Origin of the sequence: Microbacterium sp. TPU 3598 (assembly GCF_002356155.1) — a bacterium.
GTDB classification, from domain to species: domain Bacteria; phylum Actinomycetota; class Actinomycetes; order Actinomycetales; family Microbacteriaceae; genus Microbacterium; species Microbacterium maritypicum_A.
Genome location: NZ_AP017975.1, coordinates 3,010,107 through 3,034,871 on the forward strand (window position 1 = coordinate 3,010,107; position 24,765 = coordinate 3,034,871).

24 protein-coding genes, 1 tRNA gene and 1 pseudogene are annotated in these 24,765 nt (G+C 69.8%); 14 read left to right on the forward strand and 12 right to left on the reverse strand.

What is annotated here, in order from left to right; all coding sequences use genetic code 11:
- The first annotated feature begins 65 nt into the window (after positions 1–65).
- The gene (locus tag MST3598_RS14370) at positions 66–671 is read left to right on the forward strand and encodes a TetR/AcrR family transcriptional regulator (RefSeq protein WP_021201152.1); all 606 of its coding nucleotides are present in this window, start codon (positions 66–68) and stop codon (positions 669–671) included.
- A gap of 15 nt (positions 672–686) precedes the next feature.
- Here MST3598_RS14370 and arfB read toward each other — a convergent pair whose 3' ends face one another.
- Positions 687–1,127 carry an alternative ribosome rescue aminoacyl-tRNA hydrolase ArfB gene (gene arfB / locus MST3598_RS14375; RefSeq protein ID WP_029260031.1) on the reverse strand — a complete coding sequence of 147 codons (441 nt, stop codon included), beginning with the start codon at positions 1,125–1,127 and terminating at the stop codon, positions 687–689.
- A gap of 108 nt (positions 1,128–1,235) precedes the next feature.
- On the opposite strand from arfB, the gene MST3598_RS14380 reads away from it, so the two are divergent.
- From MST3598_RS14380 to MST3598_RS14415, 8 genes are all read left to right on the forward strand, one after another.
- Positions 1,236–2,078, forward strand: a complete 843-nt coding sequence (locus MST3598_RS14380) for a helix-turn-helix transcriptional regulator (RefSeq protein WP_029260030.1) — start codon at positions 1,236–1,238, stop codon at positions 2,076–2,078.
- A gap of 186 nt (positions 2,079–2,264) precedes the next feature.
- Positions 2,265–3,326 carry an iron-siderophore ABC transporter substrate-binding protein gene (locus MST3598_RS14385; protein ID WP_029260029.1) on the forward strand — a complete coding sequence of 354 codons (1,062 nt, stop codon included), beginning with the start codon at positions 2,265–2,267 and terminating at the stop codon, positions 3,324–3,326.
- Positions 3,323–4,408, forward strand: a complete 1,086-nt coding sequence (locus MST3598_RS14390; RefSeq protein ID WP_096359608.1) for a FecCD family ABC transporter permease — start codon at positions 3,323–3,325, stop codon at positions 4,406–4,408. Before MST3598_RS14385 ends, MST3598_RS14390 begins: the two co-directional genes overlap by 4 nt.
- Positions 4,405–5,508 carry a FecCD family ABC transporter permease gene (locus MST3598_RS14395; protein WP_029260027.1) on the forward strand — a complete coding sequence of 368 codons (1,104 nt, stop codon included), beginning with the start codon at positions 4,405–4,407 and terminating at the stop codon, positions 5,506–5,508. The genes MST3598_RS14390 and MST3598_RS14395 overlap by 4 nt, the downstream gene beginning before the upstream one ends.
- 11 nt (positions 5,509–5,519) lie before the next feature.
- Positions 5,520–6,308, forward strand: coding sequence for an ABC transporter ATP-binding protein (locus MST3598_RS14400; protein WP_029260026.1), 789 nt, complete (start codon positions 5,520–5,522; stop codon positions 6,306–6,308).
- Entirely contained in the window at positions 6,305–7,942 is a 1,638-nt protein-coding gene (locus MST3598_RS14405; RefSeq protein ID WP_036271721.1) for an ABC transporter transmembrane domain-containing protein, read from the forward strand. Before MST3598_RS14400 ends, MST3598_RS14405 begins: the two co-directional genes overlap by 4 nt.
- Positions 7,935–9,752, forward strand: coding sequence for an ABC transporter ATP-binding protein (locus tag MST3598_RS14410; RefSeq protein WP_051671169.1), 1,818 nt, complete (start codon positions 7,935–7,937; stop codon positions 9,750–9,752). The genes MST3598_RS14405 and MST3598_RS14410 overlap by 8 nt, the downstream gene beginning before the upstream one ends.
- On the forward strand, positions 9,749–10,639 hold the full coding sequence (locus MST3598_RS14415) for a siderophore-interacting protein (protein WP_029260023.1): 891 nt from the start codon (positions 9,749–9,751) through the stop codon (positions 10,637–10,639). Before MST3598_RS14410 ends, MST3598_RS14415 begins: the two co-directional genes overlap by 4 nt.
- A 107-nt stretch (positions 10,640–10,746) precedes the next feature.
- Here the strand turns inward: MST3598_RS14415 and MST3598_RS18405 are convergent.
- A tRNA-Met gene (locus MST3598_RS18405) sits at positions 10,747–10,822 on the reverse strand.
- 87 nt (positions 10,823–10,909) lie between these two features.
- The gene (locus MST3598_RS14420) at positions 10,910–11,896 is read right to left on the reverse strand and encodes a helix-turn-helix transcriptional regulator (protein ID WP_029260022.1); all 987 of its coding nucleotides are present in this window, start codon (positions 11,894–11,896) and stop codon (positions 10,910–10,912) included.
- Positions 11,897–11,959: 63 nt separating this feature from the next.
- Between MST3598_RS14420 and MST3598_RS14425 the strand changes: the two are divergent.
- Together MST3598_RS14425 and MST3598_RS14430 are read left to right on the forward strand one after the other, a co-directional pair.
- A pseudogene (locus tag MST3598_RS14425) lies at positions 11,960–12,949 on the forward strand (ABC transporter ATP-binding protein); the annotation flags it as partial.
- A gap of 58 nt (positions 12,950–13,007) precedes the next feature.
- Positions 13,008–13,787: an ABC transporter permease gene (locus MST3598_RS14430; RefSeq protein ID WP_029260020.1), complete on the forward strand. Its 780-nt coding sequence runs from the start codon at positions 13,008–13,010 to the stop codon at positions 13,785–13,787.
- A gap of 134 nt (positions 13,788–13,921) precedes the next feature.
- On the opposite strand, the gene MST3598_RS14435 is transcribed toward MST3598_RS14430, so the two are convergent.
- The 5 genes from MST3598_RS14435 to MST3598_RS14450 all read right to left on the reverse strand — a co-directional run bounded on the left by MST3598_RS14435 (position 13,922) and on the right by MST3598_RS14450 (position 19,804).
- Positions 13,922–15,331, reverse strand: a complete 1,410-nt coding sequence (locus MST3598_RS14435; protein ID WP_051671168.1) for a DUF6716 putative glycosyltransferase — start codon at positions 15,329–15,331, stop codon at positions 13,922–13,924.
- Positions 15,328–16,200: an N-acetylneuraminate synthase family protein gene (locus MST3598_RS18605; RefSeq protein ID WP_029260018.1), complete on the reverse strand. Its 873-nt coding sequence runs from the start codon at positions 16,198–16,200 to the stop codon at positions 15,328–15,330. The genes MST3598_RS14435 and MST3598_RS18605 overlap by 4 nt, the downstream gene beginning before the upstream one ends.
- 93 nt (positions 16,201–16,293) lie before the next feature.
- Positions 16,294–17,454, reverse strand: coding sequence for an acylneuraminate cytidylyltransferase (locus MST3598_RS18610; protein WP_029260017.1), 1,161 nt, complete (start codon positions 17,452–17,454; stop codon positions 16,294–16,296).
- 26 nt (positions 17,455–17,480) lie between these two features.
- Positions 17,481–18,827: a polysialyltransferase family glycosyltransferase gene (locus MST3598_RS14445; protein ID WP_029260016.1), complete on the reverse strand. Its 1,347-nt coding sequence runs from the start codon at positions 18,825–18,827 to the stop codon at positions 17,481–17,483.
- A complete protein-coding gene (locus tag MST3598_RS14450) occupies positions 18,824–19,804 on the reverse strand; it encodes a glycosyltransferase family 2 protein (RefSeq protein ID WP_029260015.1) in 981 nt (326 codons plus the stop codon). The genes MST3598_RS14445 and MST3598_RS14450 overlap by 4 nt, the downstream gene beginning before the upstream one ends.
- Before the next feature lie 305 nt (positions 19,805–20,109).
- On the opposite strand from MST3598_RS14450, the gene MST3598_RS14455 reads away from it, so the two are divergent.
- Both MST3598_RS14455 and MST3598_RS14460 read left to right on the forward strand, forming a co-directional pair.
- Positions 20,110–21,144: a hypothetical protein gene (locus MST3598_RS14455; protein WP_036271720.1), complete on the forward strand. Its 1,035-nt coding sequence runs from the start codon at positions 20,110–20,112 to the stop codon at positions 21,142–21,144.
- Positions 21,145–21,153: 9 nt separating this feature from the next.
- Positions 21,154–21,459 carry a DUF4229 domain-containing protein gene (locus MST3598_RS14460; protein ID WP_029260013.1) on the forward strand — a complete coding sequence of 102 codons (306 nt, stop codon included), beginning with the start codon at positions 21,154–21,156 and terminating at the stop codon, positions 21,457–21,459.
- A 15-nt stretch (positions 21,460–21,474) separates the two neighbouring features.
- Here the strand turns inward: MST3598_RS14460 and MST3598_RS14465 are convergent, their stop codons facing one another.
- Genes MST3598_RS14465 through MST3598_RS14475 form a run of 3 tightly spaced genes read right to left on the reverse strand, consistent with a single transcriptional unit; the run spans position 21,475 to position 23,168 of the window.
- A complete protein-coding gene (locus MST3598_RS14465; protein ID WP_029260012.1) occupies positions 21,475–22,449 on the reverse strand; it encodes a 1,4-dihydroxy-2-naphthoate polyprenyltransferase in 975 nt (324 codons plus the stop codon).
- 51 nt (positions 22,450–22,500) lie between these two features.
- Positions 22,501–22,791, reverse strand: a complete 291-nt coding sequence (locus tag MST3598_RS14470) for a DUF4287 domain-containing protein (RefSeq protein ID WP_021201172.1) — start codon at positions 22,789–22,791, stop codon at positions 22,501–22,503.
- A 14-nt stretch (positions 22,792–22,805) separates the two neighbouring features.
- Complete coding sequence (locus MST3598_RS14475) at positions 22,806–23,168, reverse strand: cupin domain-containing protein (RefSeq protein WP_029260011.1); 363 nt, start codon at positions 23,166–23,168, stop codon at positions 22,806–22,808.
- Positions 23,169–23,213: 45 nt separating this feature from the next.
- Between MST3598_RS14475 and MST3598_RS14480 the strand changes: the two genes are divergently transcribed.
- Complete coding sequence (locus MST3598_RS14480) at positions 23,214–24,239, forward strand: ArsR/SmtB family transcription factor (protein ID WP_081860167.1); 1,026 nt, start codon at positions 23,214–23,216, stop codon at positions 24,237–24,239.
- 15 nt (positions 24,240–24,254) lie between these two features.
- On the opposite strand, the gene MST3598_RS14485 is transcribed toward MST3598_RS14480, so the two are convergent.
- Positions 24,255–24,713 (reverse strand): Lrp/AsnC family transcriptional regulator, encoded by a 459-nt coding sequence (locus MST3598_RS14485; RefSeq protein ID WP_017829260.1) that lies wholly within the window; start codon positions 24,711–24,713, stop codon positions 24,255–24,257.
- Positions 24,714–24,765: the final 52 nt, after the last annotated feature.

The window sequence follows — 24,765 nt, forward strand, 5'->3', positions numbered from 1 at the left end:
AAGTGTACCGATACCAGTTTTGGTGTCAAGCCAGGTTTGTAGTCGGTCCACGATAGACTTCGGTCATGACGAACCCAGAGCCCCTCGGACGCCGCGAGCGCAAGAAGGCCGCGACCCGCAAGGCGATCTCCGACGTCGCGACGATGATGTTCCTCGAGCGCGGCTTCGACAACGTCAGCATCCGCGAGGTCGCCGATGCGGCGGACGTCTCCCCTACGACCGTGTTCGCGCACTTCCCGCAGAAGGAGGCTCTCGTCTTCGACGAGGACGACGAACAGCGCGACCGTCTGGTCTCGGCCGTGCGCGACCGGCCCGCAGGACGCACGATCAACCGCGCGATCCACGACTTCTTCGCCGCCGAGATCAGGGCGAACTTCGACGAGCACGGTGATGACGTCACCCGCGTGTTCATGCGCTTCCTCAACGAGACACCCGCCCTGCGCGATTATGCCGCGAAGATGTGGCTCCGACACGAGGATGCCCTCGCCGCGGCCATCGCCGACGAGCTCGGGCTCGCCGAGCCGGTCGCCGAGATCCGCGTCTACGCCCGATTCGTCCTGCAGATGCAACTGCTGATCAACGACAGCGAAGATCCACTCGAGACGGTGGACGCGGGATTCCGGGTGCTCGCGAGTGGCTGGGACCCTGTCGAAGAGCGTCTCGCCAGGTGATTCTCCGGCGCCGGGTCAGTCGTCGCGAGGGCGTCGTCGCAGACTCTTGACGTCGGTGCGCCGCTGCTTCGCCTTCAGCCGGCGCTCCTTCGACCCCCGACTCGGCTTCGTCGGCCGTCGCGGTGGTGCCGGCGGGCGCAAAGCCTCTGCGACGACGGCGACGAGCCGCTCCCGCGCCGCATCCCTGTTGCGCAACTGGGCACGGCGCTCGGACGCGGCGATCGTCAGCACTCCATCGACCAGGCGACCGCTCAGTCGGTCGAGCAGCCTCTCGCGCTGATGCGGTGAGAGCACCGCGGAGTTCGCCGCATCCCAGACGAGTTCAGCGCGGGAATCCGCGGTGTTGACGCCCTGTCCCCCCGGCCCGGATGACCGCGAGAAGCGCCACGACAACTCGGCCTCGGGGATCGTGAGACCCGACGAGACCCGCAGACCGGGGCGATGGGCGGAAGGCATGTGTCCATCATCGGCCCTCGCGGGGCCATCGCGCCTCACCCGGATAGCATGGCGATGGCGGCAGGACCTGTTTCCCGAGCAGTCGGCGCCGCCTCATGCGGAGCACGAATGAACTCATACCGGCAGGACGACTGGGCAGCGAGCCCGTCGTATCCGTCGACCGTGAACGAGCCGTATCTGATGGGCACCGGCGTGGTCACCGCCGAGGACACCGGCACCCGCCCGCTCTCCCCTCCGCACAGCCACGCCGACCCGATGCTGGCCTGGTGCTATCGCGGCACGGTGTGGGTGCACCTGCAGGACACGAGGTGGCGCCTCGCTCCCGGTCAGGGCGTGTGGATCCCCGCACGCACCCCGCACACGGCCCATCACGAACCCGACTCGACCGGCTGCTACACGTACATCCCCGACTCATCGCTGATCGCCCCGATCGACGACATCACACGGGTGCTGGTGCCGCGCGCGGTGCAGGAGATGCTGCTCCACCTCGGCATCAACGACATGCCCACCCACCTGCGCGTGCGCATCCAGTCGGTGCTCATCGAGATGCTGCAGCAGCCGCTTCCCGAGGCCGCGAGCGAATGGGGCGAGGTGCCGATGCCGGCGGATGAGCGGGTCGCCCCGCTCGTGCAGGCCGTTCTCGCCGACCCCGGCGACCCCCGCAGTGCGATCGAGCTGTTCCTCGCGCACGGGCTCCACGAGCGTACGGTCCTGCGCATCTTCCAGAACGACGTCGGCATGAGCTTCGGGCGGTGGCGCACCGGCGTGCGGATGACCCTCGGGGCGCGCCTGATCGTCGACGGCACTCCGATCGGTGCGGCCGCGCACCGCTGCGGCTACGCCACGACGAGCGCCTTCTCCGCCGCGTTCAAGGAGCGCTTCGGGCTCACCCCCCGGCAGCACGTGGCGCGCGTGCAGGCCGACGCGGCGCACCAGCTGTACTGGCGGTGACCTCGGGGCGATCCTGATCCCCTGACGGCGAATCCGACCGTTGTTGTCGGTTCCGCGATACAAGTCGTCGCTCCCGCGACACTGAGCGCAGGATCCGCGTTCTAGCATCGTTCTGTTAGGGCATGCTTACCTAACTTCTCGCCGCGTCGACGCGGCAACACCCTCCCCCCTTCCCGAAGGAGAACCATGTCGCTCGCTTCTGCGCGCCCGAAGATCCGCCGAGGCTCGGCCCTCGTCGCCGCGGCCGTCGCCGCCGCCCTCACCCTCGCCGGGTGCTCGTCCACCCCCGAAGAATCGAGTTCCGCCTCCACCGCAACAGACGGCGTGGTCATCGAGCACGGCCACGGCAAGACCGTGATCCCCGAGAAGCCGCAGCGCATCGTCACCCTCGGCTGGATGACGGCCGACATCGTCGCCGCCCTCGGCACCAACCCCGTCGGCATGGAGGAGGTCTGGGGTGCAGGCGACAGCGGCTACCAGCCCTGGTTCGAGGACTATGTCACCGAGGAGTACGGCGAGACCCCCGAGATCATCCCCTTCCTCGAGGACGGCCCCAACTACGAGGCCATCAAGGAGCTCAAGCCCGACCTGATCCTGAGCCTCTACTCCGGCGTCTCCGACATCGAGTACGAGCGCCTGACCGAGATCGCCCCGACCGTCCCCTACATCGAAGGCCCCTGGAACCCGGGGACCTGGGAGGACATGACCCGCACGGTCGGCAAGGCACTGTCCGAGGAGGACAAGGCCGATGAGCTGATCGCCGAGACCGAGAAGCAGATCACCACCCTGGCCGGCGAGCACCCCGAGTTCGAGGACAAGACCTTCGTCTGGGGTCTGACCCTGAACGAGGGCGGCACCGACCTCGGCGTCTACCTCGAGTACGACCCCCGCGTGCGCATCACCGAGGCCCTCGGATTCACCTCGACCCCGGCGATGGACACCTTCCTCCAGACCGCGGAGGGCGACAACTGGTACACCGGCGTCAGCCTCGAGAACCTCTACGACGTGGAGGCCGATCTGTTCGCGGCCTGGGGCGGCAGCGCCGACGAGGGCACGTACACGGTCGAGAACAAGGTCGTGTCGCGCTGGAACCCGATCGCCAACGGCTCGTACGTGATCTACGCCGACGACGCCGAGGCCTCGGCCATCAGCGCGCCCACCGTGCTCTCGCTGAAGTACATCCTGCCGACGTACGTCGACGACCTCGCCGGGGCACTCCAGGGCGAGCCCACCATCACCGGCAAGTGATCCGAGAGATGTCCCTGGCGACGGATGACGGCACGGACGTCTCGAACACGGGTGCGGGGAGTCGTGCAGTCGACTCCCCGCACCGTAACGGGACGCTCGTGGCGGGACTGGTCATCTCGGTCGTGGTGCTGGCCATCGCCGCCATCGCCTCGCTCGCCGTCGGTGCCCGCGCGATCGACCCCGTCACCGTGCTGCAGTCCCTCTTCTCCTACGACGACGAGAACCCGCTGCACCTCATGGTCATGGAGCTGCGTGTGCCGCGCACCCTGCTCGGCATCGTCGTGGGTGCCGCTCTCGCGGTGTGCGGCGGCCTGATCCAGGCCTTCACCCGCAACCCGCTGGCCGACCCCGGCATCCTCGGTGTGAACGCCGGTGCATCCTTCGCCGTCACGTTCGCCGTCGGTGTGCTCGGCCTCACCGCCCCCGGCGCCTACGTGCCCTTCGCCCTCGGCGGAGCCTTCGTCCTCACCATGCTCGTCTACATACTGGGCTCGTTCGGAGCCTCGGGGGCGACCCCCATGAAGCTCACCCTCGCCGGCGTCGCCCTCGGCGCGGCCTTCACCGGCTTCACCACCGCGATCGTGCTGCGCGACCACAGCACCCTGCAGGTGATGCGGTTCTGGGGCGTCGGCTCGATCGGTGGACGCACCCTCGACCAGCTCACCTGGGCCGTGCCTCTGATCGTCGCCGGTCTCCTGATCGGACTCCTGTGCGCGCGCTCCCTGAACGCCCTGGCCCTCGGCGACGACCTGGCGCAGGCCCTCGGTGCACGTGTGCGCGTGACTCGCATCCTCGTCATCATCGCCGTCACCCTGCTGGCCGGAACCAGCGTCGCCGCCGCCGGACCCATCGCCTTCGTCGGGCTCATGATCCCGCACGTCGTCCGCTGGTTCACCGGCCCCGACCAGCGCTGGGTGCTCGGGTACTCGATGATCATCGGCCCCGCCTTCCTGCTGTTCGCCGACATCCTCGGCCGCATCGTGCTCCCGAACGGGGAGATGCGCGTCGGCATCGTCACGGCCCTCCTCGGAGCCCCGATCCTGATCATGCTCGTGCGTCGCAAGCGGGTGAGCGGCCTGTGAGCATCGACCAGAAGCCCGTCGCTGCACCCCGCGCAGACGCCGCGCCTGCCGCGTTCGTGCCGGTCGATCACGGACGCCGCCTGTTCCGGATCGAGACCGCGCGGATCGCCGCGCTCATCCCGGTGCGATCCGTCGTCGTCAGCCTCCTGCTGGTCGTCGTGATCATCGGCGCGGGCCTGTTCTCCATGACTCTCGGCGCCTACGAGGTCGACTTCGCGGCCGTCATCCGAGCGATCTTCGACCCCGCATCCGACCCCGACATCCGCCAGGTGGTGTTCGAATGGCGCCTGCCGCGCGTGCTGTTCGCGGTGCTGTGCGGAGCAGCCCTCGCGCTCGCCGGCGGCATCTTCCAGTCCCTCACCCGCAATCCGCTCGGCTCCCCCGACATCATCGGCTTCGGCATCGGCGCACAGTTCGGTGTGACGCTGGTCATGATCGTCTTCGAGCTGAACACCTACATGTTCAAGGCGGCGGGTGCGCTCGTCGGAGGCCTGTTCACCGCGCTGCTCGTCTACGTGCTCGCCAGCAAGAACACGATGTCGTCGTTCCGGCTCATCATCGTCGGCATCGGCGTCTCGGCGGGACTCGGATCCCTCACCTCGTGGATCCTGATCTCGGTCAGCGTCGAGAAGGCCATGATGGCGGCTACCTGGGGTGCGGGCTCGATCGCCTCGCTCGGCTTCGACCAGCTGATCCCGGCGGCGATCGTGTTCGCGATCGTGACCCTGCTCTCCCTCCCCCTCGCCCGCACGCTTCCCGTGCTCGAGATGGGCGACGACGCGGCGACCGCCCTCGGCATCAGTCCCGGTCGCACCCGTCTCGCAGCGATGGTGTTCGGCGTCGCCCTGGTCGCGCTGGTGACCGCCGCGGCCGGCCCCATCTCCTTCATCGCCCTCGCGGCCCCGCAGATCTCGCAGCGCCTCACCCGCTCGAACACCCCGATGGGCACGGTGCCCGTGATGCTGACCGGCGCCGCCCTCGTCGTGGTGTCGGACGCCGTGGCCCAGCTCGTCGCTGTGCCGGTCGGCGTCGTGACGGTGTCGGTCGGCGGCCTCTATCTCGCCTGGCTGCTCGCTGCCCAGTACGCGCGCCGCACCTGAAAGGAACACCCATGACCGCTTCGCTGCGGGCCCGCGACATCACGCTGGGCTACGGGGACACCCCGATCATCTCCGACCTCACTCTCGAGGTTCCCGACAACTCGTTCACGATCATCATCGGACCCAACGCGTGCGGCAAGTCGACCCTGCTGCGCGGATTCGCCCGGCTGCTGCGCCCGACCACCGGCGCCGTGCTGCTCGACGGCGACGAACTGCGTTCGCTCAAGCCGAAGGAGGTCGCCCGCAAGCTGGGTCTGCTCCCGCAGTCGTCCCTCGCCCCCGACGGCATCACGGTCGCCGATCTCGTCGGTCGCGGGCGGTTCCCGCACCAGAGCGCCCTGCGCACGTGGAGCAGCGCCGACGAACGCGCCGTGTCCGAGGCCATGGCCGCGACCGGGGTCACCGATCTGTCGCGGCGCCTGGTCGACGAGCTCTCCGGTGGGCAGCGGCAGCGCGTCTGGGTGGCCATGGCCCTCGCCCAGCAGACCACGCATCTGCTGCTCGACGAGCCGACGACCTTCCTCGACATCGCGCACCAGATCGACCTGATGGAGCTGTTCGCCGACCTGCACCGCAGCGGCACCACGCTCGTCGCCGTGTTGCACGACCTCAACCATGCGGCCCGTTACGCGACGCACCTCGTGGCGATGCGCGACGGGGCCATCGTGGCGCAGGGCGATCCGCGCGCGATCATCACGGCCGAGCTCGTACACGCCGTGTACGACCTTCGGTGTCGTGTGATCACCGACCCCGTCTCCGGGACGCCGCTGGTGCTCCCGCTCGGTCGGCGGACACCGTGACGCCCACGCCGCGGAGGCTCTTCGGGATCGCGCTGAAGTCGGAGGGGCGTGGCATCGCCCTCGCCGGAGCGACCGCGCTGCTCATCGTGCATGCGCTCGCCGAGGCGACGATCCCCGTGATCATCGGCGCGACGATCGACCGCGCCGTGCTCCCCGCCGACCCCGCAGCTCTCGCGCTCTGGCTCGGCGTGCTGGTCGGCACGTTCCTCGTCCTGACCCTGAGCTACCAGTCGGCGTCCCGCCTCATGGTGTCGATCTACGGCTACGGCGAGCAGGCGCTGCGCCACCTCACGCTCTCCCGGATGCTGCGACCGCGGCTCTCCCGCCGCACGGTGACCCCCGGTGAGGCCCTCACCTTCGTCACGTCGGACACCTATCGGGTCGCCGGCGTCGCCTGGTCGGTCGCACAGCAGTGCTCCACGATCGCCGCGATCCTCGGAGCCGGTCTCGCGATGCTGGTGATCTCGCCCGTCGCGACGCTCGTCGTATTCGGCTCGACCATCGCGATGATGTTCGTGATGCAGGTCGTGTCGCGCCCGCTGGAACGCCGTGGCCTCGTCGAGCAGCAGGCGGCCACCGAGGCCGGGGCGGTCGCCGCCGACTTCATGAGCGGATTCCGGGTGCTCGTGGGCATCGGCGCCCGCGAGGAGGCCGTGCGCCGCTACATCGCCGCGAGCGACACCTCTCGACGCGCCGCCACGGCGGCCGGCCGATCCCTCGCGTCATACGAGGCGGTGAGCGCAACGCTGGCCGCGATCGCGACCACCGCGCTGGCGGGTATGTCGGCCTGGTTCGCCTCCGAGGGCCGCATCAGCATCGGCGAGCTGGTCACGGTGCTCGGGCTCGCCCAGTTCATCAGCGGCTACCTCGCGTATGCGGGCTCCTTCCCCTCGAACTGGATCCACAAGCTCGCCTCGGCCAAGCGACTCGCCGAGGTGATCGACGCCGACGACCTGCTCGATGCGCCCGTCGCGGCGGCCGCCCCGGCACGACCGGCGGAGGACGTCGTCCTGACCTTCCGCGCGGGATCCGCCTCCGCGCCCGTCGAGGTGCGCGAGCGCGAACTGCTCGGCATCCGTCCCGCCGACAGCGACACGGCCCGCGCCCTCTCGCGTCTGCTCGGTCTGCGCACCCGACCCGACCGCGGCCGGGTCGCGCTCGCGATCGACGGCGAATTGCACGACCTGACCGACCTCGACCCGGTCGAGTATCGCCGGCGCGTGGTAGCCCCGCCCCACGGGCAGACGATCGTGAGCGGCTCCCTGCGCGAGGCCGTGCGCGGTCACGGCGTGGAGGACCAGCCGCACGCGCCCTTCATCGAGATGGCGGCGCTGCACGACACCGTGGTGCAGGTCGGAGGGTGGGAGTCAGAGGTAGGAGAGGCCGGGCGACGCCTCTCGGGCGGACAGCGCCAGCGCATCGGCATCGCCCGAGCCCTGCACGCGGAGGCCGACGTGCTCGTGCTCGACGAGCCCACCTCGGCCGTCGACGCCATCACAGAGGCGCACATCGCCCGCGCCCTTGCAGAGCACACCGAGACCGTGATCGTGATCACCACCTCGCCGGTGCTGCTCGGAGCCTGCGACCGGGTCGTCGAGCTTCCCTCCGAAGGATCGGATACACGCCATGAGTGACTCGACCTCGACCGCCGCGCTGCTCCCGATCGCCTCCGGCTCCCGTGTGCGGGCCGTCGTGGGTGGGTTGCTGCGACAGCATCCCGGTCGTACCGCCGCTGTCGCCGCGCTGTTCCTCGCGGCATCCGCTCTCGGGATCGTGATGCCCGCGTGCCTGGGGCGCATCGTCGATGCCGTGTCGTCCGACGCGGGCTTCGCGACCATCGCCGGGTGGGTCGCCGGTGCGGGTCTGGGCGCCATCGGTGCCGCTGTGGTGATGCTGTGGGCCGTGCGCGTGCTCACCGGCTTGGTGCAGGACATGCTCGCGAGCCTGCGTGAAGACGTGTTCGCCTCGGCGATGCGGCTGCCCGTCAGCGCGGTCGACGACGGAGAGAGCGCCGATCTGCTCTCCCGCGTGACCGGCGACGTCGATGCCGTTGCCGAAGCCGGAGGGAACGTCGCTCCGACCCTGCTGTCCGCGGGGTTCGCGATCGGCGTCTCGGTGGTCGCGCTGACCGCTCTGGATCCCTGGCTGGCGCTTGCGGGCCTCGCCTCCGCGCCGTTCTACATCCTCGGTACGCGCGCTTTTCTGCGGAAGTCCCGCGTGGTGTTCCGCGAGGTACGGGTGCGCGAGGCCGCGCGCAGCCAGGCCGTGCTCGACGCCGTGGAGGGCATCGAGACCCTCACCGCGTTCAACGAGCAGGAGCCCGCTCTCGAGCGGGTGCGCGAGCGCGCGGTGGCGTCGATCCACATGCAGATCGAGGGCGTGCGGGTGACGAATCGCCTGTTCCGCTGGATCAACGGCGGTGAGCTCGTCGGGCTGGCCGCGATCCTCGGCGCCGGATTCCTGCTGCAGTCCGCCGGCGCTGTCACGGTAGGCGCGGTCACCACTGCTGCGCTGCTGTTCCATCGCCTGTTCGGCCCGGTCGGACAGCTGATCTTCGGACTCGACGACATCCAGCGGGCAGCCATCGGTCTCGCGCGACTCGTCGGGGTCATCGATCTCGCGCCCGCGCCGGCCGCCCAGAGCCCGGAGACGGAAGCTGCACCACCGGCATCCGCGGGCATCGAGGTGCGGGACGTGACGTTCCACTACCCCACCACCGGCCGGGGGATCAGCGGCGTGACCCTGCGGGTCGACCCCGGCACCACGGCGGCGCTGGTGGGCACCTCGGGGTCGGGCAAGAGCACGCTGGCGCGCGTCATCGCCGGACATCACCCGCCGACGTCGGGAAGCGTGCACCTGGCGTCCCGCACAGACGCCCCGTACTACCTGTCGCAGGAGCTGCACCACTTCCGGGGCAGCATCGCCGACAACCTGCGCCTCGTCGCCCCCGAAGCGAGCGGCGACGAGATGGTGGCGGCGCTGCGGGCGGTCGGGGCGCAGTGGGCGGTCGAGGCGATGCGTCGTGAGGAGTCCGCAGAGGGCGAGAGCTCGTCCGCCGATTCCGTCGTACCGCTCGACGAGGGGCGCATCCAGCAGCTTGCGGTCGCCCGCGCCTTCCTCGCCGACTCGGATGTGGTGATCCTCGACGAGGCCACCGCAGACGTGGGGCTCCACCACCGCGAAGCCGTCGAAGACGCGATCGCGGCACTGCGGGAGGGACGCACGGCGGTGCTCATCGCCCACCGACTGCAGCAGGCAGTGACCGCCGAGCAGATCGTCGTCTTCGCCGACGGACGGATGACGCAGCGCGGCACGCATGAAGAGCTCCTCGCGACCGAGGGGCTCTACCGCGACTCCTGGCTCGCCCAGACCCGCAGCACATCCACCCGCACCGAGCCATCCCCCACCCAAGAGATTCGCCCTACAGAGACGGAGACTCCGTGAGCATCCACCGCGGCATCGTCAGCAGCACGACCACCCTCACCCCGACCCTGGTCCGCGTCACGCTCGGCGGCGAGGGGGTCGCCGACTTCCTCAGCACCGGCATCGGCGACGAGTACGTGCGGGTGTTCTTCCCGCACGGCGAAGACCCCAAGGATGTCTCATTGCCCGTACCGGCGGGCGACTGGTGGGAGACGCCCGAGGGTGCACCCGAGGCCCCGATGCGGACCTATACGATCAGCGGCGTGCGCCCGGATGCCGGCGAACTCGACATCGACTTCGTGATCCACGAGGCAGGTGTCGCGGGCCCCTGGGCCGCGCGGGCGGAGCCGGGGCACGTACTCGGCTTCAACTCCCCGACGGGCCTGTACTCGCCGCCGGAGGGCATCACCTGGCAGGTGCTCGTCGCCGATCTCACCGGACTTCCGGCCGTGGCGCGCATCATCGCCGAGGCCCCGGAGGGCGTGCGCACGAGGGTCGTGCTCGAAGTGCCGAGCGAGGAGGACCGCGTCGCTCTCGAGGTGGGCGCAGACGTCGAGGTGACCTGGGTGGTCGGCGGCAACGGCCACGGACCCAGCGCGCTCGGCCCGCTCGTGCGCGGCATCGTCGACGACCGGCTCCCGCTCGACAAGGGCTACGTGTGGGTGGCCGGCGAGACCGTGGCGCTGCGCGACGTGCGCAAGTACCTGCGCAAGGAGCTCGGCCTGCCCGCGACCCGGTTCAAGGTCGTCGGCTACTGGACGCCGGTCGCTGCCTGGGACGAGAAGTTCGCCGCCCTGCCCGAGTCGGTGCAGAAGGAGTTGGACGCGATCTGGGCCGAGTCCGAGGGGGATGAGCCGGAGGACGTGCAGGTGCGCTTCGAGGAGAGGCTGGACCAGTTGGGGCTGTGAGGCGGATCCTCCCCGGGAACCCCGTCGTGTTCCGGTCGCAGTTCCTGCCGTTCTGCGTGCGTCGAGGCGGCAGCAACTGCGACCGGAACGGGTGAGATGCCTTCAAATGGACGCGACGGCGGGAGTCGAACCCGCAACGCCTTCAGGTATGAACTGAGGCCCGGGACCGCCCGGATCGCCGCGATGGGACTGACGTTACCCGGCCGTGATCTTCCCCGCCAGGATGGTTGCCTGGGATAACCCTATGAGTCTGCGGATGACGCCTCTTCGTCACCCGGCGTCATCCGGCTCCGGGGCGTCGAGGGCGCGCAGAAGTCGTGCGACCGCCTCGCGCAGCTCGCTGCGGTGCGGATCCGACAGGGCGACCGTGTACTCGATGCCCTCCGGGATCCAGAGCAGTCCGTACATCGCCTCGCGCCAATCGGAGCCACCGACCGGCCAGCGGGTGTGCTCTTCCCCCACAGCGGTCGCGCCCTGCGACCAGGGCCCGAAGCGCTCCTGCATCTCGGCGAGCGGCAGCTCCATCACGGCGGCCGCCTCGACCTTCTGCGGCGACCACGACGAGGCGACGAGCACGCGCTCCTCGATCTCGTCCTCCGTGATCTCGCGACGGGTGAACAGCACACGCGTGTGTTCCACCGCGGCGATGCGGTCGACGCGGAACGTGCGCCAGTCGTCCCGATCGAGGTCCCAGCACAACAGGAACCACTTGCGACCGGCCGGGGCCAGGGCATGCGGCTCGACGCGGCGCACGCTCTCGCGCCCTTCCCCGTCGAGGTACCGCAGGCGCAGCCGCTCGGTGTCGCGGGTGGCGAGCGCGATCTCCCCCAGCACCTCGGGTGAGACCACCGGCCCTTCTCCGATGCGCGGCGCCTGCACCGATGCGGCGAGCGCGTTCACCCGTTGCCGCAGCGCCGATGGAAGCACCTGCTCCAGCTTCGCAAGAGCCGTGAGCGTCACGTCGGGTCCGCCGACCAGCTGCTGCGTGGCGGCGATGCGGAGTCCGATCGCCATGGTCACCGCCTCGTCGTCGGTGAGCAGCAGCGGAGGCACGGCGCTCCCCGCCTCCAACCGGTATCCGCCCGCCGCACCGGGCGTCGACTCGACCCGATAGCCGAGTTCGCGCAGCCGATCGACGTCGCGGCGCACGGTGCGCTCGGTCACTCCCAGCCGGGCGGCGAGTTCCGTCCCCGGCCAGTGCCGGTGCGTCTGCAGCAGGTTGAGCAGATCGAGAGCACGGGAGGTGGTGTCGGTCATGCGTCTCAGATTGTCAGAATATGCGGACAGGATCTGTCCGCATTGGTTCTTACGCTCGCTCCCATGAACGAATCCCTCATCGAGACCGAAGGCCTGACCAAGGTCTTCACCGTCAAGAAGACGCCGGTCCACGCCGTGACCGACGTCTCCTTCACCGCCGTGCGCGGAGAGCTCGTCGCCTTCCTCGGTCCCAACGGCGCCGGCAAATCGACGACTCTGCGGATGCTGACCACCCTGATCCCGCCCACCTCCGGCCATGCGCGGGTCGTCGGCCACGACATCCGCTCCGACGCGGCCGGGGTACGCGCACGCATCGGGTATGTCGGTCAGCTCACGAGCGGCAGCTTCTCGCAGCGCCTACGCGACGAGCTGCTCAGCCAGGGCGCCTTCTACGGCATGTCGCGTCGGGACAGCGCCCGGCGAGCGGACGAGCTCATCGACTCCCTCGATCTCACGTCCTTCGCGACCCGCAGTGTGCAGCAGCTCAGCGGCGGACAGAAGCGCCGACTCGACATCGCGCTCGGACTCATGCACGCACCTCCCCTCATCTTCCTCGACGAGCCCTCCACCGGACTCGACCCGCAGAGCCGGGCGAACCTCTGGGAGCACATCCTCGACCTGCGCACGCAGCACGGCACCACGGTGTTCCTCACCACGCACTATCTGGAAGAGGCCGACCGCTACGCCGAGCGGGTGATGGTGATGGACAAGGGGCGGATCATCGCCGACGACGACGCCGCCTCCCTCAAGGCGACCCTTGCCGGCGACGTGCTCACCTTCGGATTCGCGGATGCCGCCGAGGCGGCGAGCGCCCGCGCCGTGGTCGCCCGTCTCAGCCCGGCGCCGGTGACCGCGGACGGGCAATCGATCTCCCTCGCCGTGCAGGACGGCGACCGGCTGCTCCCGGTGATCGTGCGCGAACTCGACGCCGCCGGGATCCTGGTCCGTCGGGCCACAGGAGTACCGCCGACGCTCGATGACGTCTTCCTCGCCCTCACCGGCCGCACCCTCCGCGATGCCGGAGAAGGAGCGGATGCCACGGGCGAAGCATCCGCTCCCGGCACCCCGAGAACAGCCCCGCCTCCGACAACCGCACGACAGGAGTCCTCTCATGACCGTCAACGACACCCTCGTGCGCCCGAACCTCGCGCGCGACACCCGGAACGTGCTGACGCGCGAACTCAAGCCCGTGCTCCGCGACCCTTTCACGCTGATCTTCAGCCTGCTGCAGCCGCTCATCTTCCTCGGGCTGTTCGCGCCCCTGCTGATCGGCGACTCCGGACAGCCGGCCGGTGAGACGCTGGCGTGGTTCGTGCCGGGCGTGCTGGTGATGATCGTGCTGTTCGGCACCGGGTCGACCGGGTCGAACCTGCAGTACGAGATGATGACCGGCTCGCACGAGCGCACTCTGGTCGCCCCGCTCGCCCGCTCCTCGCTGCTGGTCGGGCGTGCTCTCAAGGAGATCGCACCGATCGTCGTGCAGGCTCTGGTGATCGTGCTGATCGCCTGGCCGTTCGGATTCGCGGCCGACATCCCCGGTCTGCTCATCGGCCTGGCACTGCTTGCCGTGTTCGGAGTGGGTCTCGGCTCGCTGTCGTACTCGCTGGCTCTCGCGACGAAGGATCGGGAGTGGCTGTTCTGGGGTGTGCAGCAGTCGCTGATCTTCCCGCTGCTGATCCTGTCGGGGATGCTGCTGCCCCTCGACGCGGCGCCCGACTGGATGCGAGCCGTCGCCTCGGTCAACCCGGTCAACTGGGTCGTCCAGGCCGAGCGTGCCCTGTTCGCGGGAGACCTCGGCGATGTCACCGTGTTGTGGGGCTGGGTCTCGGCGCTCGCCGTCGCGGTCGTCGGACTGATCGTCGGAGTGCGCGCGATCCGTCGCAGCAACTGACCGCGCCCGGTGGTGCGCCGCTGCGGGCATGCCGAAACCCAGACGCAGTGGCGCATCATCCGCGCGTCGTGGCGCGACACCCCGACGGTGGAACGAAGCGTCTGGGTTTCGGCAGCGCCGAGGAGCGCGCTCGCTCAGCGCCGGAGGGAGTCGTCGAACGGGTTCGGCTCCAACGTGTAGTCGGTCGACGCGTCCGCCCAGGTTCCGCCGTCGGCGGGCAGTCGGCGTCCGCGCACCGCGGCCAGCGCTCGGGTCGCCGGCGCGCCCATGGCCAGCGCCACCGTCCCTCGTATCGTGCGATCCTCTGCGCCGAGCACACTCGCCCGATGCCAGGCCTCGTGCAGTGATCCGCCGCGGGCCGACGGCACCCGCCGCGCCGGCAGTGCCCCTGAACGCCGCAGCGCCACGAGCTGCTCGACCCGCTCCCACCACGTCGACTCGCCATCGGGGTGGAAGTAGTTGTCGCGCAGCCAGTCAGGGTGCGGATGCCGGAAGCGCCCCGCCACGACCTCGCTGCGACCGCCGAGCAGCCCGCTTCCCACGAACACCGTGTTCAGCAGGTCCTTGCTCACCCCGAACGCGTCGAGGGCGATCACGGGCACACCGAGAGCCGTGGCCTCGATCGCGGCGGTGGAGCTCACCGTGACGAGGCCCGCGGCCGTCTCGAGCGCGGTGCTCATCGAGTCGTAGGAGAAAACGAGGTTCGGCGGCAGGCGCGACGGCAGCAGCCCCGCATACGGTTCGCGCTCGAGGTGGGTCTCCGACTCCCCCGGCCGCGAACGCAGCTTCACCACCACACGGCGACCCGGCTCGGCCTCGGCCGCCCGCACGAGCATGGCCGCGATCTCGGCCCGCTGGTCTTTCGCGAGCGGAACGAGGGCCTGCGCGGCGAAGACGACGTCGGTCGCCGGTGGCTTGACCGGGGCAGGCCGCGGAGGGCGCTCGGCGACCGCGACGCCACCGCCCCGAGAGGCAAGACCGGCTCGCCGACCCGCCACCGCATCGATGCCGACGCGCTCCGGACGCAGCATGCGCTGCCGCCGCCGGGCGAACGGGAGGGTGGCGAGCGCCACCGGCGTCTGCACCCCGATGCGGCGGCCGAGTTCTTCGAAGGCCCGCACCTCCCTGTGGGAATGCACGACCAGCAGATCGGTGTGGCGGCGGTAGTCCAGCGCCCCGCGCTGGGCGGGGATCGCCATGCCGGGCAGTCCCGAGACCGTGACCGGTCGATGCTCCAACGCGTCGATCACGCGTCCCATCAGCCGCACGAACGGTCCGCGCCCCGCGAGCAGGACCACGTCGGGGCGCTGTCCGGCCAGCCAGGCCTCCGTCTGCGCGAACCCGATGCGGGTGACGTCATCCGGTCTGAGCGTCGTGCCGGCGAGAGCCGTGCGCTGCTGCTCCGCGCTGGCCGTGAGCGGTGTGCGCACGAGCAGCAGGTGCGGGCGCACACCCGGCACGGAACCGAGAAGGGAGGCGGCCCACTTCACGAACGAGTCGGCATCCGCGATGGCGACGACGCGGATGCCGGTGGCCGCCGTCATGCCGGAACGCGGCGCAGCTTCGCCATCGGCGCACGCTCGCTGTCGAACACCCGCTTGACGCCGTCGCCGGTCGCACGCTCGATCACACGGATGTCGCGTACGAGGTGCTCGAGGCCCGTCGGCTCGAGCGAGGCCGCATGGTCGGATCCCCACATCGTGCGGTCCAGGGTGATGTGGCGCTCGACGGCGACGGCTCCGATGGCCACGGCGGCGAGAGAGATCTGCAGTCCGCGCTCATGACCCGAGTAGCCGACGGGCACTCCGGGATAGCGGTCGCGCAGCGTCGCGATCACCCGCAGGTTCGCCTCTTCCGGCTCCAGCGGGTAGGTCGACGTCGCATGCATGAGGACCACCCGATCGGTGCCGAGCGTGTCGAGCGCCCGGTCGATCTGCTCGATGGTCGACATGCCGGTGGAGAGGATCACGGGCTTGCCGGTCTCTCGCAGCGCGATCAGCAGTTCGGTGTCGGTAAGGCTGGCCGAGGCGACCTTGTGGGCCACCACGTTCAGGTCTTCGAGGAACGCGACGCTGGGAACGTCCCACGGCGAGGCGAACCAGTCCAGGCCGAGCATCGTGGCGTGGTCGCCGATCTCGACGTACTCGTCGCGCCCGAACTCGACACGACGGCGGTAGTCGAGGTAGCTCATCACACCCCAGGGCGTCTCGCGCGGAACGTCGCGCATGTGCTCCGGCGTCGAGATCTCCGGAGTGCGCTTCTGGAACTTCACGGCATCGGCACCGGCTCGGGCCGCGACGTCGATGAGCTTCTTCGCGATGTCGACGTCGCCGTTGTGGTTCAGGCCGATCTCTGCGATGACGTAGGCAGGACGCCCGCCGCCGATCACTCGTGAGCCGATGCTGACAGTCATGATTCCTCCGGTGTTCGAGCGTTGGTGCTACCCCTCCTTCCTGGATACGGGCCGAGGATGAACACCGGGCGACCGCCGGGTTACCGGCATCGGTCAGCTCGACAACACCCGCTCGATCAGCTCCCGCACCGCACCCTCTCCACCTCTGCGACGCAGCACGACACGGGCCTCTTCGATCACCAGCGGATGCGCGTTCGCGACCGCGACCGGCCACCCCACGATCCGCATCGCCGGCAGGTCGTTGACGTCGTTGCCGAGGTAGGCGATGTCGCCGAGAGGCACCTCGTTGTCGCGCGCCCAGTTGCGCAGCGCCGTCTCCTTGTCGTCGATGCCGTGCAGCACGGGGACCCTGAGCTTGTCGGCGCGAGCGCGGACCACCGGATTCACCTCGGTCGACAGGATCAGCAGCGGCACGCCGGCTCGGCGCAGCAGGGCGACGCCCATGCCGTCCTCCCGGCTGACCCGCACCCGTTCACCGCCGTCGGCGTCGATGATCGCGGTGTCGTCGGTGTGCACGCCGTCGAAGTCGGTGACGACCGCGCGGACCGGGATGGGCGTGGGGGCCTCGTGCAGGCGGGCGAGCGCACGGGCGACGCGGAGTTGATCCGCATCGTCGATCTCGATCGCCGTCCACTCCGGCACCGCCGCGATGCGGGTCCTGCCGAAGAAGCGATGCCTGTTCTCGCGGAAGCCCGCGGCCCGGAACACATAGAACGCGCCGGTCTCGAGGTGGTGCGGCTCCCGGTCCTGTCGGCGCGGGCGGTGCGCGGCTTCGTGGTTGATCGCCACCGCCTCGCTCCCCTCCCCTTCCCGCCACAGGAACCCGTAGGTCTCGTGAGCCGAGAAGACGCTGTCGGCACGGTCGGCACGGATCTCCTCCACGGCGTCAGCGAGCGCATCGCTCGGGATGAACGGCGAGGTCGCCTGCAGGAACGCCACGATGCCGACGGCGTCTCCGTTCGCCTCGAGGTCGTCCAATGCATGCAGGATCGCGCTCTCCGAGGTCGCGGTGTCACCGGAGAGCGCCGCGGGGCGACGGACCACCCGCGCGCCGGCCGACGTCGCCACCGCAGCGATCTCGTCATCGTCTGTCGAGACGACGACCAGATCGATGCCGGGTGCGGCGGCCGCGGCGCGGACCGCACGCTCGACCAGGGGCACACCGCCGACGCGCTGCAGGTTCTTGCGTGGCACCTGCTTCGATCCCCCGCGCGCCGGGATGATCGCCACCGTGAGGGGCTTCCGCTCGTCCATCGTCCACATCCTCGTCGTCGCCATCGTCATCGTCCGCGTAGCGCCCGCCACGCACGCCCTGCCCGCCTCCTGGCCCCGAGGGCGTGAAGGCGCCACTCCTCGATCCTGCCCACTCCCCCGGCAGGACGCAGCGCACGACGCAGGGCGTTCTCCGCCGGCGCACCGGGCAGCCGCAGCTCGGCGAGCCGTCGGGGCGTGAAGTACCGAGCACGCTCGTCGGCGTCGAGGCCACGCAGCAGTTCCTCGGCCCGACCCCGCAGGTGGCCGGCGATCTCCGGCTGCATCGCATAGCCGACCGCGTCGATGAGCAGCTGCAGTCGGGCAGGATCGGCGTAGGGCGAGTCCTCACGCGTGAGGGCGTCGACCAGGGTGACGGGAATCCGGTTGCTGTTCTCGAAAGGCGTCAGGGCGGCCAGCACGGTGTCGTTTCCCGCCGAACCGATCGCCCGGCCGAAGAGCGCATGCACGGTCGGCAGCGCGGTGGAGAACCCGGCGACCACCGCCACCGCGTCCAGTCGCTCGGCGAGCAGTTCCGCGGGGAGGGGGCCGCGATACTCCTCGAAGTCGATGCCGCGACGGGCCGCTGCCCCTTCGACGGCGGCGGTCACCAGCGGCGGAGCGGCCGGATGTGGTTTGAACACGATGCGCCGCGGTCGCCACTGCGCCGCGCGGTCGACCAGGCGCGTCTGCAGATCGATCTCGGCGGCCGCCGTCATCAGTCCGAGCGCCGACAGGTACTGTCCGAGCACGAGCACCGTCGAGCCGGACTCGTCCGGAGGCTCGGTCGAGCCGGCATCCGTCTCGCCCAGGGCGGCGGCGAACACCCGCGGCGGCACCGGCACGACCTGTGCACCAGGTGACCCGACGAGCGGTCGGACCCCCGGTACGACATCGGCGTAGACGACCTGTTCGATGCGTGCGGCGACGGAGTAGGGGATCCGCACCCGCATCGGCGAGTACGTCATCAGACCATCGCCGATGATCGTGATGCGCGCCTGCGGGAACAACGCCATCAGTGTGCGGGCCGGCGCGACCTGCGGACTCTGCACGAACAGTTCGAGATCGTGAGGATCCAGATCCCACGCGCGTGCGAACAGCCGCTCCAGCATCGGCAGGTCGGAATCGGCCGGCTCCCACGAACTCGGATGCATGGGCCCGAGCAGGTCTTCCCACGGCTCGATACGGTCGAACCGCGCACGCAGAGATCCGAGCGCCGGGTCGTGCGCGATCCCGACCACCGTCTCGGGCACTCGAGACGAGGTGAAGGGAACCAGGAGGCGCTCGCCGACGGACGCGTCGAGGAGTCCGGAATCGATCCCGGCGACGGCCGTCGCCAGGCCATAGGCGCTGTGGAGCGCGAAGATCTGCGTCATGCCGCACGCCCTGCCTGTCGGAGGATGCGCGCGAGCACGCGGCGGCGCGGCCCGCCGAGGCGCCCCAGCACCGCAGTCACCTCATCAGTGGGGAGCCGGCGGAGCATGTCGCGGATCCCGGATCGCATCTCCGTGCGCAGCTGTGGGCTCATCCGCCGTGCGCGCACGAGGTGGTGGGAGCTGAGGGCGAGTGCGGTCCAGACGACCTTGGGCAGGAAGCGCTCCGCCTCCGCGTCCTGCTCGACCACTGAGACGACCTCATTCATGGCCCTGGCGAAGTCGAGTTGCCGCCGATCGTGCACCTGCGTCAGCGATGTGGCGACGCCCCGGCGGTAGAGCAGGGCAGGCGCATCGACCACAGCGAACGATCGGGCCTGCAGGTGCAGTCGCCAGATCCAAGGACGGTCCTCCGCTGTGAACAGGCCCTCCGGGAACGCCGCGAGACCGCTGTCGATGATCCGGCGGTGGAAGAGCCCTGCCCAGGCGTAGGGATAGTCGACCATCGTCGACTCGTTCTCGGGCAGGATCGCCTCTCGCGGCGGTGTCACCCGCTCCCGCCACGGGTGCGGTGCGCGGACGAGCGCCCGCTGTCCATCGGTCACCGTGACGTGGTCGGTGCGCACGAAGTCGCAGCCGAGCTCCCGCATACGCGACAGCAGTACCTCGAGCCGCCGCGGCTGCATCCAGTCGTCGCCGTCCAGGAAGCAGAAGGCGTCGCCCTCGACATGCGCGAGGCCTTGATTGCGGGCCGTCGCGAGCCCGCGCGCCGTCGGATTCCGGAGCACCTCGGCGTAATCGAAGCACTGCGCGTACTTCTGCATGAGCTCGCCGGTGTCGTCGCGGGACCCGTCGTCGATGGCCACGAGCTTGACCGCTCCGGCATCGTCGAACTGGCGGGTGAGGGTTTCGAGCGTCGTCCCGATGTACTCGCCGGCGTCTTTCGCGGGCAGGATGACGGTGACGAAGGGTGTGCGCACAGGACTCCCGGAGACGGACGGTGTCCGGGAATGGTGCCAGGCGGTCGTTGCCGGATGGCGACGCGGAGGTGAACGATGGGTGTCCACGGAGACGAGCACTGAGGTGTGGTCCCGCACCCGAACGGAACCACACCTCCCAGTGCATCGCACTGCCGAACGTGACACGTTCGGGATGCAGGATCGCAGATACGACCCCGCGGGCCACGGGGTCGTCTGACCCCCATCAGACTCCCCCGAGACGTTCTTCGTCGTCGCATTCGTTCCCAGAGACGAAATCGACCTCCGGTAACATAATACATGCCAGCATGATGGAATCTACGCGCCGCGATGCCGCGCTCTTCGAGGTTCGGTTCGCACCCGCGCGACGCATCGACGACGATGGGAGCATGCTCTGGCCCTTCGGATCGACCTGGCGTCCCGTGCGGCAGCGTCGTCGCGACACCGTCGATCTGCGATGGCTCAGCGCGAGGACGTGGACCAGGCGCTGGTACCCGCAGGGCGTCGACGTCGGCGAGTGGCGCGGGCGACGCACCCTGGCCGTGAGCTGGTTCCGTCAGGAGCTCTCCGGGGAGCACCTCGCCTCCCGCGTCACGCTCGTCGATCTGGAGCGCTCGCGCCACATCGACATCCTGCTCGCGGTCACCGATGACGAGGGCGAGCTGCAACCGGCGCGGATCCACGCCGGTGGGCTCGCCTGGTTCGGGGATCGCCTGTTCGCCGCGGCCACAGGACGCGGTGTCTGGGAATTCGACATGTCCGACATCCGTCAGGTGCACGGCGCACTCGCTCAGCGACTGGCCGGGGCACGCCGTCGCAGTGGACGCACGACGGCGCTCATCGCGGTACGCACCCGCGCGCATCCGATCGCGCTGCGCTGCTCGTACCTCGGCCGCGTGTTCGACGACGCTGGCGCGTCGTTGCCGCGAGTGCTCATCGGTGAGCACCGCACGGATGACAGCGGCCGGATCGGCGAGTTCATCGTCCCCGCGAGCGCCGAGGACGACTTCGCCGAGGTCGATCGCTTCACCCCGGGCATCCCGCGGATGCAGGGGGCCGTCCGCTGGGGCGATCGGCACTTCGTGTCGCAATCCGACCGTATGCACCCCGGTACGCTCTGGAGCGGCCGGCGCGAGGCGCTCGCTCCGACTCCGGTGCCGCTGCCGGTCGGATGCGAAGACCTCGCCCTCGACCTCGAGGCGGGACTGCTGTGGTCGCTCGGCGAGCACCCGTGGCGGCGCGTGGTGCGCGGCATCCCCTTCCCCCGACTCGGCATCCCCCGCAGCACCGACGACGGGACCGCCGACGGCACCCGCGACGGAGGCCGTCCGCAGCGAACGTAGACTGGAGGGGTGAAGAAGCCCGCGCCTTTCCTCGTCTACACCGTGCTGCGGCTGCTGGCGTTCCTCGTCCCGCTCGCCATCCTCTGGGTGTTCTTCCCGATCTTCCGAGAGTTCTGGTGGCTCGCCGCGATCTTCGCCGCGCTGATCGGCATGAGCATCTCGATGCTGTTCCTGCGTACGCCCCTCACCGACGCCTCCGCCCGGTTGCAGGAACGCCGCGAGAGCCGCTCATCCGCCGGACAGGCCGATGCGGACGCCGAGGACCAGGTCATCGACGAGTCGAACGACTCGATCGACGGCGACGCCAGGGCCTGAGCGCCCCGGCTGCGCTCAGCCGACGAACGCCCAGAAGAGGGCGCCCGCGTAGAGCAGCGACGTCAGCGACGTGAGCGCCAAAGCGGTCACGAGTTCCTTGGGCTGACGGTAGGACCACACGATGGCGATCGCCGGGAGCCCTGCGAGCAGCGCCAGCAGCGAGATCCATGCGATCGGGAACGCCAACGCCAGGAAGGCCGCGATCCCGAACGGCGCGATCACGAAGAGAGTGAACAGCACCTGGGTGGCCCGGCGTCCGATCAGCACCGTCAGCGTGCGCTTTCCCACTTCGCGGTCCTGATCGATGTCCCGCAGGTTGTTCGCGAGCAGCACGGCGCAGGCGAAAAGGCCGGTCGCGATCGCACCGAGCCACGCCTGCTGCGGCAGCGCGAAGATCTGTACCCAGGTCGTGCCGAGGGTGGCGACGAGCCCGAAGAACACGAACACGAAGACCTCGCCGAGGCCGTAGTAGCCGTAGGGCCGCTTGCCGCCGGTGTAGAACCAGGCGGCCACGATGCAGGCGGCGCCCACCGCGAGCATCCACCACTGTCCGGTGCGCACGACGATCGCCAGCCCGACGAGCGCGGCGAGCGCGAAGAACACCAGCCCGATGATGAGGACGGTGCGCGGCGCGACCCGCCCGGATGCGGTCAGGCGCGCGGGCCCTACCCGGTGGGCATCGGTGCCGCGCACGCCGTCGCTGTAGTCGTTCGTGAAGTTCACGCCGATCTGCAGCAGCACCGCGACGGCGAGACAGGCGAGCGCGATGACCCAGTGGAACTCGGGCCCGGTGCTGCGCGCGGCTCCCGTGCCGATCACGACCGGCGCGATCGCGAGAGGAAGGGTGCGAAGACGCGCGGCCCCGACCCAGTCGGAGGCCGTCACGGGGCCCGCTTCGATCGCCGGACGCTTCGCCGGGTTGCCGCTCGTGCGGACCGGGGTGCGCTTCGCGGTCGGGGTCTTCTTCTTGCGCTGGGAGGATGCTGCCACGCAGGGAATCCTACTGGCCGGGGCGATGCCCGACCTCAGCGTGAGGGCCCATCAGGAGTTCGGGTTGCTGTCCTTGCCGTCGAGCCACAGGGTGTCGGACGCGTCTGCGTGGGCACCGCCCGTGCCCACGTGCTTGTCGCTGATCTGCGGGCCCTTGGTGATCACGTGCACGAGCGCCATGGCGTGCCCCTGACCGAGTTGGTAGTCCTCTTTGAGCCACGCGACGATCGGCGTCGCCTTGGTGGTGCGGTCGAACCCCTTCTCGGTCGCGAGCGCGATGAACTGCCGCGGGGTGAGGCCGGTCTTGGTCTCGATGTTGTCGAGGTATGCCTGGAAGGACATCGGTGCTCCTGTGGTCAGTCCTCATCGAGGAACGTCTGGATGATGGTGGCGGAGGCGTGGATGCCGATGATGCGGAGCACCCCGTCCCCCACGTTGGTGAAGCGGTGCGGGATGAAGGCGGGCCCGGTGGCCGTGTCTCCCACCCCGGCCACGAAAGTCTCCTCGCCCACCGTGATCGAGGCAATGCCCTCGATCACGACCCAGGTCTCAGGATAGGGATGCCAGTGCAGCCCCGGCCCTTCCCCCGGCTGGTTCTCGACGAAGAAGTACGACACCTCGGCGCCGTGCTCGGCTCCCACGAACCTGCGGCTGCCGCCCGTACCGATGCGGATGTCCGCCCCGGAGACGACCCCGTTCGATGGTGATGTGCTGTTCATGGCACCAGTCTCGACAGACTCGCGAAGAGTCCCTAGAGTTTCGACGTGGATCGAAACTCCGGCCCGATCGAGGGCGTCGAGCACCCCGATCACCGCGTCGAGTTCCACCTGAGCCCGGGTGACGTCGAGGCGGTGCGGTTCGGCATCTCGCCCGGACACGAGCTCGCGCACGCGGTACGGGTACTACGGCGACCGACCGCCCACCCCCTGCAATGGGGGTGGCTGCGTTCCGTACGCGACCGCCTCCCCCGCGACGACGTCGCGCTGCTCGCCACTGTGATCGGCGACGACGGCTACCTGCCCGACTTCCTGACGACCACGCCCCGCTGGGACCTCACGCCCGAGATCGAGCTCGACGAACTGCGTGCCGCATCCCTCGGCCCGATGCGCGTCGACTTCGGGAAGATGGTGGCGCGGTCGAGCGGAACCCGGCGAGAGGCTCTCCGCGAGATGCGGGATCACCCCGCCCGCGCCCGCAGCCTGATCGCCGACGCGTGGGGCGCCGTGTGGGACGCCGCACTCGCCCCGGTGTGGCCGCAGGTCGACCGGCTGCTGCGCGCCGACATCGCCGTCCGCACACGCACGATGGCGAGCGCGGGCATCGCCGGCATGGCCGGCGATCTGCACCGACAGGTGACCTGGGGGTCCGGTGCCGTCCGCGTCTCGCTGCGCCGCCACAGCGAACAGGTCGACTGCTGGGGAAGCGGCATGGTCCTGGTCCCGTCCGTCATGTCGTCATGGGGATGCATGGTGCTCACCGAGCCGCCGGCACAGCCCACCCTGTTCTATCCCGCCCGGGGAGTCACGGCCGGATGGGCCCGCGACGCCACCGAGATCGCCGACGCCCTCGGCGCCCTGTTGGGGCCGGCCCGAGCGGCCATCCTGCTCGGCGCCGGCACGGCCCGCACGACCTCGCAGGTGGCACGCGATGCCGACATCGCGATATCGACGGCATCGCACCACCTCTCGGTGCTGCGGGGCGGCGGTCTCATCGCCAGCGAACGCCACGGCGCCAGGATGCTGCATCTGCGCACGCCGCTGGGCGAGGCGATGGTCGGCGCGATGCTCTGACGCCCGCTCGTCCGACTACTCGGTGGAGCCCACCGGGATGATCGGCCGGTGCTCGTAGTACGTCTGCAGGACCACGGTCGTGCGGGTGCTGACGTTCGCCGCGAGCCGCACGTCGCGCACCAGTTCTTCGAGCGCACGCGGTGACGGAACCCGCACGAAGAGCATGTAACTGGCATCGCCGGCGATGGAGTGACATGCCTCGATCGCGTCCAGGTGCTCGAGCAGCTCGGGCGCATTATCGGGCTGCGCCGGGTCGAGCGGGGTGATCTCGATGAACGCCGAGAGCGGCGTGCCCACCTGCTCGGGGTCGAGGATCGCCTGGTATCCGGAGATGACTCCCCGCGTCTCCAACCGACGTAGGCGCGACTGCACCGCCGAGACCGACAGCCCCACCGCATCCGAGAGCTGGGAGAGCGTGGCACGGCCGTCACGGGAGATCGCGGTCAGGATCGCGCGGTCGACAGAGTCATCCATGGCTGTAAGATTATCGTCAGGATTCCGTTTGTGCAGGAATCTTTCCGTCAAA

Excerpts from the sequence above, each read along its gene's own strand:
- MST3598_RS14370 (WP_021201152.1), top strand. The coding sequence starts at position 66 with ATGACGAACCCAGAGCCCCTCGGACGCCGCGAGCGCAAGAAGGCCGCG.
- arfB (WP_029260031.1), bottom strand. The coding sequence starts at position 1,127 with ATGCCTTCCGCCCATCGCCCCGGTCTGCGGGTCTCGTCGGGTCTCACG.
- MST3598_RS14380 (WP_029260030.1), top strand. The coding sequence starts at position 1,236 with ATGAACTCATACCGGCAGGACGACTGGGCAGCGAGCCCGTCGTATCCG.
- MST3598_RS14385 (WP_029260029.1), top strand. The coding sequence starts at position 2,265 with ATGTCGCTCGCTTCTGCGCGCCCGAAGATCCGCCGAGGCTCGGCCCTC.
- MST3598_RS14400 (WP_029260026.1), top strand. The coding sequence starts at position 5,520 with ATGACCGCTTCGCTGCGGGCCCGCGACATCACGCTGGGCTACGGGGAC.
- MST3598_RS14410 (WP_051671169.1), top strand. The coding sequence starts at position 7,935 with ATGAGTGACTCGACCTCGACCGCCGCGCTGCTCCCGATCGCCTCCGGC.
- MST3598_RS14420 (WP_029260022.1), bottom strand. The coding sequence starts at position 11,896 with ATGACCGACACCACCTCCCGTGCTCTCGATCTGCTCAACCTGCTGCAG.
- MST3598_RS14430 (WP_029260020.1), top strand. The coding sequence starts at position 13,008 with ATGACCGTCAACGACACCCTCGTGCGCCCGAACCTCGCGCGCGACACC.
- MST3598_RS14435 (WP_051671168.1), bottom strand. The coding sequence starts at position 15,331 with ATGACGGCGGCCACCGGCATCCGCGTCGTCGCCATCGCGGATGCCGAC.
- MST3598_RS18605 (WP_029260018.1), bottom strand. The coding sequence starts at position 16,200 with ATGACTGTCAGCATCGGCTCACGAGTGATCGGCGGCGGGCGTCCTGCC.
- MST3598_RS18610 (WP_029260017.1), bottom strand. The coding sequence starts at position 17,454 with ATGGACGAGCGGAAGCCCCTCACGGTGGCGATCATCCCGGCGCGCGGG.
- MST3598_RS14445 (WP_029260016.1), bottom strand. The coding sequence starts at position 18,827 with ATGACGCAGATCTTCGCGCTCCACAGCGCCTATGGCCTGGCGACGGCC.
- MST3598_RS14455 (WP_036271720.1), top strand. The coding sequence starts at position 20,110 with ATGATGGAATCTACGCGCCGCGATGCCGCGCTCTTCGAGGTTCGGTTC.
- MST3598_RS14470 (WP_021201172.1), bottom strand. The coding sequence starts at position 22,791 with ATGTCCTTCCAGGCATACCTCGACAACATCGAGACCAAGACCGGCCTC.
- MST3598_RS14475 (WP_029260011.1), bottom strand. The coding sequence starts at position 23,168 with ATGAACAGCACATCACCATCGAACGGGGTCGTCTCCGGGGCGGACATC.
- MST3598_RS14485 (WP_017829260.1), bottom strand. The coding sequence starts at position 24,713 with ATGGATGACTCTGTCGACCGCGCGATCCTGACCGCGATCTCCCGTGAC.